The organism is Vicinamibacteria bacterium (genome assembly GCA_035620555.1).
Taxonomy (GTDB): Bacteria; Acidobacteriota; Vicinamibacteria; order Marinacidobacterales; family SMYC01; genus DASPGQ01.
Window position 1 is genome coordinate 1 of sequence record DASPGQ010000239.1, and the last position, 4376, is coordinate 4376.

The following is a 4376-nucleotide window of genomic DNA, read 5'->3' on the forward strand; positions in this document are numbered from 1 at the left end:
CGACCTCGAACGCACAGCAGTGTAAGCTCCGCTCACCATAGGGCCCCAGACCATCCCCGCGCTCAAGCGCGTTTCCGATGAGGCTCCCTTCCGGCGGACCGCCGGTCACGCACAGGTAGTGCTGGGAGCCACGGACGCGCAGATACTCGGAGACCTGCGCGAACGAGACGCCAGGCTGGACCGTCATGTAGGAAAGCTCCTCGTTGAAGTCGAGGATACGATTCAGTCGGCCAAGATCAAGAATGGCGCACCCATCCTTGGACGGGACTCGAGAGCCGAGGCCCCAGTTCTTGCCTCCACTCACCGGGTACACCGGGACACGCCACTCCTGCGCAACGCGCATGCAGGCCTGAACTTCACCGCGATCTCGAGGGCGAACGACCGCGAGCACTCTATTTGCAGTCGCAAACGTCGCTCGCTCGTAGTCGGCGAAGTCCGCGCGCTTACTCAAGACGTAGCCAGATCCCACGACATCCGACCAGGCTCGAATCGCACCTGAGATGCTCGACACGCATGAACCAGCCAGTTCCTCAGACATCGTCGCCCTCACGGTCCTACGCAGCAATCCGAGAGACTATCCGAGCGGCTCGGTCAATCAACTCCGGTCGGATCACAGCCGGTGCGAAGTTGTCGGGTCTTTGCCGGTGATACGCAATGGCCCCGAACTGCCGGTAGGCCTGCGCCATCGCAACTGCTCTTAAGAACACTCGAGCGGACTTGATGCGGACGCCATACATGCAGACACCGCGCTGCTGCCCGCTCGGCGCTCGGATGATGTCATGATGAAAGATGCGACGAAAGCCGAGCGTCTCGTAAAGCGCCTGGTGGTGTGAAAAGCAGACGAGAAGGCACGGGACGTTCAGTGCCACACCGTAGATCGCTACCAGGCTCTCGACAATATGCTTGCCCGCCCGGACCCCCTGCAATTCAGGCACCAGAGAAAGGCGTCCGCCTTCGATTACCATCCCATGCTTCCGAACAACAGAACTGAGCATCCTCTGAATTCGCGCGGGGGTCGAGAAGTACTGCAAGAGCGGAAGCTCTGGGCTCTCCCGATTACACGATTCAACGACGCGGACATACCCCGCCGGCCGGTTCTCGTTTCCCTCGCACCGAAACAGGCCGAAGTGTCGAACGGTGGGGGTCTCGTGGTGGGAGTTGCCATCGACTAGCGCGGACAGGCCAGCAGCCGCACGGTAGACAGCTTCGTGCACCGAGAGGATATCTCGAAGCTCCGAATGGGTCGTCGGCTCGCGAAACTCGAAGTACATCGGGCGAATCTCCTCTGATGAGGCTGCCGTCCGGCAAGATCAGAGCCCACGATGCTACGGACAGTCTCCAGCCGACGGGGTTCGCGTGCCGATCAGCGTTGTTCCGCCTGCGTCGGTATAGGACCCGCCAACATGACGCATCAAATAGAATAGGCCTGTGTTCGGCGCGGGGATTCTTTCGTCTTCGAACGTCGAAGCAGATACGCCGCATGCGATCGGTTCCACCTCGCCGATTGTACCGACACCCAATTGTCCTAGGTCGCCCACGACTACGTCGACTTGTTCGGGAACGGCCGGCGCATCCTCGGGGCATCGGCCCTGCGTAGACTGCCGAACAAGCAGAGTTACAGGATCAACCTCGCCCAAGTCGACGCACCCCGTTCGACCTCGCACTTGAGCGACGATCGCGCCACAACACGTGTCGTCGACGGGGTTGACGAGAGGAAAGTCGCTCGAGGAGGACTTTCCAGCAACAACCGCTCTAGGAATCTCCCCTCCAGGAACTGCCAAATCGGCAAGACCAGCGTAGCGAGACAGCCCCTCACCTTCTGCACCGCTACCCCCGAGGTAGGTGCTCCACAAGAAAGCGGACGCATCGGGGGTGAGCTTGGAAACGAAGTAGTCGCTTGCCCCTCCAAGCGAATCGTCGAATTGGGCCACGACGGGGAAATCTTGAGAAAAGGTCACTCCAACCACAACGGGACGACCTGAGCTGTCCAGGTCAATGCCCTCGACCCGATCAAACTCAGAGCCACCCAGGAATGTACTCCAGATTAGGGAGCCGCCATCGACAGTGAACTTGGTGATAAACCCCTCCGCTGCCAGACCCCCAGTCCGATCGACTGCGTTTGTCGTAAGCGGAAAGTCCCACGGCGCCTCCGCGACACCCACGACCACCGGATTGCCGGAACCATCGACATCGACGCCCGTTGCCATGTCACAATCGGTCGGGCCACCGCCGCCACCAAGAAACGAAGCCCAGTGCATGGTCCCTCCGTCGGGTGAGAGCTTCGCGAGGAACGCGTCACAACAACCGGTGCTTACGCCGTTTTGGTCGTAGTTCGCGGCGCAGGTCTCGTCGTACGCGTTTTCGGTCGCGAATGCGCTCGCACTGACTTCGTTGGCAGCCCGAATCCCTCCGGCAAGGAGCACGTTCTGCGCCCCATCCAAGACCACGTCTGTCACCCAGCTGATGTACAGGGAGTCCGAATCAGGAAACCCGAACTCCCATAGAAGCGAGCCGTCGACGGCGAACTTCTTGACGAATTCCCGACCGGGGGAGGTGCTCCCGATCCACCCAACCACCACGGGGCTGCCTATGCCATCGATATCGACGGCCATGGGCTGCATGTAGTTCTCGTCGGAACGGGCGATGCACCTGCTGAAGATCGGCTGCCCACCATCCGGCGTCAGCTTGGTGAGAAAGGCGTCTGTGAACAGAAAGCTGCCGGAGCACACGGCGCCTGTATGCGGAAAGTCCGCGGACGTTGTCGTTCCGGCGACCACCACGTTTCCAGCGCCGTCGAGATCGATAGCGCGGCCCTCATCGGAGCCACTACCTCCCAGAAAGGTCGCCCACACAAAGGAGCTGCCATCGACCGCGAGCTTCGCAACGAAGGCATCGACGGCGCCGCTCAACGACTCGTCGTACGCGCCTGGTGTCGCCGGAAAGCTCGCCAAGTTGGTCGACCCCGTGACCACGGGGTTTCCGGAACCGTCGAACGCTACGCCGCGCGCGGTGATCCCGTCGAGAAAGGTGCTCCAACCAAGGTCTGTCAAAGACCGCTCGCTGGCTGCCGAGCTCACGTCCCCTGCTTGCGCCTCATCGACATCCGCAAGACGCGAAGTGAACTCTATCGTCCCGGCTGTGTTGGCGGCCGGTCTGCGATGAGCCAGATACCCAACGGTCGTGGCTAACCTCTCGGCCTGGCCACGCCTGTCGATCCGATCCGCACCGTTGTATGAGAACCTGACTCGACCAGGATCACCATGCGCCTTGATGACGAACTCGTAGCGCAGGCTGCGAGGAGAGTCTTGCCAGTAAACGATGTCGATCCCCGGCGAGACGTCCCGGAATATAAGCTGTGAATACGCCGGAACGCCCGACGCCCACTCCTCCCGGTCGGTCCCCTTCAGAAAATGCAGCTCGGCGGGCAACCTATTCTGCGGCTCGACCCGAAGGAAGGGACCCGGCTCCACGAACTTCATCCACACAGCGTGCCGTTGCCTGACTGGCGGGGTGCCTGGCGATGCTGCGACTTGACTCGGCTCTTCGCCGCAGCTCGTGAGATCGTACACGAGCGCATCGTCGTTGAAGAAAACAACGCCGCACTCGAGCTGTGCATAGAACCGAACGGCAGGATCAACTTGGCCTCTGTTTTCGATGAAGCCAAAGCCATCGAAGCTCACGCTCTGTCGCGGTGACGCTGGTCCCGAGACATCGGCGATGAGTTGGGCGTCGACAAGAGGGGCTTCCATCAGCACGAGCAACATGGCAAGCCCAAACCTCCAAATCGTTTTCGGGATCTTCATAACCGCTTGACTCCATGACCGACGTTTCGTGGTCGGCGTTCACTGAAGAGAACGACGATCGGGTTGGTTTTGCGGAGACGCCGACGCAAGAATCTCGTGATCGACGGCGTGAATGGGCTACCCGCAACCGGTCCGCCGCTCATGGGACCCGCAACGTGAGCTCCGGTTGACCGTGAGTCGCCCTTGCCTCCACCGCCAGGCGTTCTCTCGTTATCCCCTCCAAGAAACTGCACCCCGCAGCGTTAGGGGAAGCGAGGGAAGAAAGGAGCCCGACGGGCGTGAGAGGTGAACCGATGAGTCGTGGTTGCAGAGCGTTGGTCCTTGGCCTGATTCTGTCGCCTGCTTGGGTCGTCTCGGGGTGCAATGATGAGAACGACCCTTTCGCTGAACCAAGGCTGGATATCGCAGGCGAGTACGAGGGGCTGCGACCAGTGCGATGGATACGTGCCACCCAGACCGTGTCGGTCAGGGGATCGGCGTCAACATGCGGATTCGAGTCGTCGGCGACCTCGTGTTCGGCACTCCGTACTACATGAGTGCTGGTCAGTGCCGGCCAGAGCCAGAGTTCCTGCT

General features: G+C 61.0%; 3 protein-coding genes. All 3 read right to left on the reverse strand.

Translation table 11 applies throughout. The annotated features are described in order from the left end of the window. The coding region (locus tag VEK15_10095) for an FAD-dependent oxidoreductase (GenBank protein HXV61033.1) at positions 1–451 on the reverse strand (451 nt) is incomplete at its 3' end. A 103-nt stretch (positions 452–554) separates the two neighbouring features. Continuing rightward, positions 555–965, reverse strand: a complete 411-nt coding sequence (locus VEK15_10100) for a hypothetical protein (GenBank protein ID HXV61034.1) — start codon at positions 963–965, stop codon at positions 555–557. Between the two features lie 360 nt (positions 966–1325). Next, a complete protein-coding gene (locus tag VEK15_10105) occupies positions 1326–3803 on the reverse strand; it encodes an SBBP repeat-containing protein (GenBank protein ID HXV61035.1) in 2478 nt (825 codons plus the stop codon). Between the last annotated feature and the right edge of the window lie 573 nt (positions 3804–4376).

What these genes read in the sequence shown, in the direction of transcription:
- VEK15_10100 (HXV61034.1), bottom strand. Translation starts at nt 965, where the DNA reads ATGGTAATCGAAGGCGGACGCCTTTCTCTGGTGCCTGAATTGCAGGGG.
- VEK15_10105 (HXV61035.1), bottom strand. Translation starts at nt 3,803, where the DNA reads ATGAAGATCCCGAAAACGATTTGGAGGTTTGGGCTTGCCATGTTGCTC.